Genomic DNA, 2,077 nt, shown 5'->3' on the forward strand with positions numbered 1-2,077 from the left:
ATACGGAAGACTCTGTGTAGTCTCGTATAGCTCTGACTGAGCGCTTTGTAAGCCAATTTACGGAGTCTAAGTGGTGATGTTGGTACTTTTCTATCGGAGGCAAAGAGCGGATTATTTTGAATTTCCCTCCGCAACTCATTGCCAGAGTTCCCATGTTTGTCGCTCGGCTAAATCGAGTAATAGCAGAAAATCGATAGTGCTCACTCAATACTTGATAGCAATCTTCTTGCATTGATTGAGAAACCACAGGTGATAAAGAAATATATGAGTCTTCGTCGTTCGGAAGAGAAATCTGTGCCAGATAATTTCTAACTAGCGAAGTATTAATTTCCAACGGAGGAATAAGTGCTAGCTCCTTTGATATGTATTTGGCTGTTTTAACGTAACATCCGAGTTTTCTTAGAACATTCCAGAGCGGATGTTCAAGCTCTGTGAGCAACTGACCTAAGCAATGAACGTCACCATTCCATATAAATTCACTCGTTAAAAAACAGGATTTACTCACTTGGCTAGAGTCATTGGCATAAGCCCAGCTATTTTGGGGTAATTTACTAGAAGAAAGCATACAAGGTGGCAAATGCCCGACTGGTGCGGCACGAATTACGCCATTTGCTCTAATGTCAGGAAACTTTGGGTTATGACTTTGGCGATATTTAACGGTTCTGAAGCAGTTAGCCCACCATTTTTCGTCTCTAAGCTTGTCTTTACATTTCTTTCTATCAAGTAGGTCTTTTTGTTCGATGACTCTATCTGTTAGGTTCACTAGTATGGTTAGCGCTTCAATGGGAGTATCTGATATGTCTACGGGTGCGGAGAGTGGTCTAAAGGCTCTGCGCAAATCTTTATTAAGGTCGTCTGTTTTGTTATCTAATATTTCTGCCAGTGTTGCCATTCACCACCTCGACAGGTAAAAAGAGCGATTGAACTCATCAGATTGAAATTCTGAAAGCCAAAGACAATAAACATCACCCAAGTAAAAAGTGTATTCAGTAAAGATGAGTATCTCTCGTTTTCCAAGTTGACGATTTGGGGTGAGTAGGCCTTGCTCAATCATTGATGTCACTTGCTCTCGAGAACAGTTCAGCAATACACATATCTCGAGCATATTCATTCGAAGGTTCGCCAGTTTACCGTTGTCGTCCCATAAGTGTGTTTCTATATACTGAAACATCTCTTTTAATATGATATTCGAACGAAAGTTACGGTCAGGAAGCTGAATTGAGCTAAACAGAGTCTTCCCTAGAATGTCTTTCACTCTTAAATCGTTTTTACTAAGAACGCAGTATTTGAAATTGAAATCTATTTCTTTTCCAATCAACTTGTGAAAGGAGTTTGGCCAATGTTCCCAAAAGGCTAAGAATTCACCATTGTTTCGAGTTTTACATGAGCTTGATATTTGAGACCACCAATGCATGAACCCCCATCTATAACTAAGAGGGACATCTGGCAATGGTTTTACATCATCTCCTGCTAACCAAGATGCTATCCTGGTCGCTTTAGGCTCGTGGTTTTCTTGAGATGCGGATATATTTTCCCCACATTCAGTACATACACCTGATAATCCCGCATACCGGTAATCATAAATTGCCCCGCAACTACAGCGTTCTATTAACTTAACGTCATGTTCATGACAATATTCATACCCTGAAAAATGCCAGCGGTAACTCGCATATCCGTGTTCACCTAGACAACAGGGACAACATGGAATCGCCCCCTTACGTAGAAGAGAGCGTGGAATGACTTCTGCACCACGGATTAACGCGGTTGTTGACGGAGAAAACTGCATTTGGTTTCTGTTTAACGCGATACCGAGTAAATCTACAGGTTCGTTAAATGTTAACTGACTGAGGTGATGTAATGCGTGTGTTCGCGAGATTGAATGTTTCTTGGAGGAGTACGGGTTGATGCGACAGATATCGGTGGGAAATGTCTGGAACTTTCTTGGATCTATATCTAAAAGATAACGCTTAACGGCTACTAAAAACCGATTAACATCACTATAACCATTTTTGTTTGCAACACGAATAAAAAAGCTTTCAAGGCTTTCGTCTGGATAAGGTTTTGGACGTTGTAAAAG

Annotated in this window: 1 protein-coding gene and 1 pseudogene; both read right to left on the bottom strand. The window is 40.8% G+C overall.

What is annotated here, in order from left to right; translation table 11 throughout:
• A pseudogene (locus CAG69_RS04370) lies at positions 1-892 on the bottom strand (type I-F CRISPR-associated protein Csy2); the annotation flags it as partial.
• A partial coding sequence (locus CAG69_RS04375; RefSeq protein ID WP_161442909.1) for a TniQ family protein occupies positions 893-2,077 on the bottom strand: 1,185 nt, incomplete at its 5' end.

This window comes from Vibrio sp. V43_P6S15P86 (assembly GCF_009904725.1).
GTDB lineage: Bacteria > Pseudomonadota > Gammaproteobacteria > Enterobacterales > Vibrionaceae > Vibrio > Vibrio diabolicus.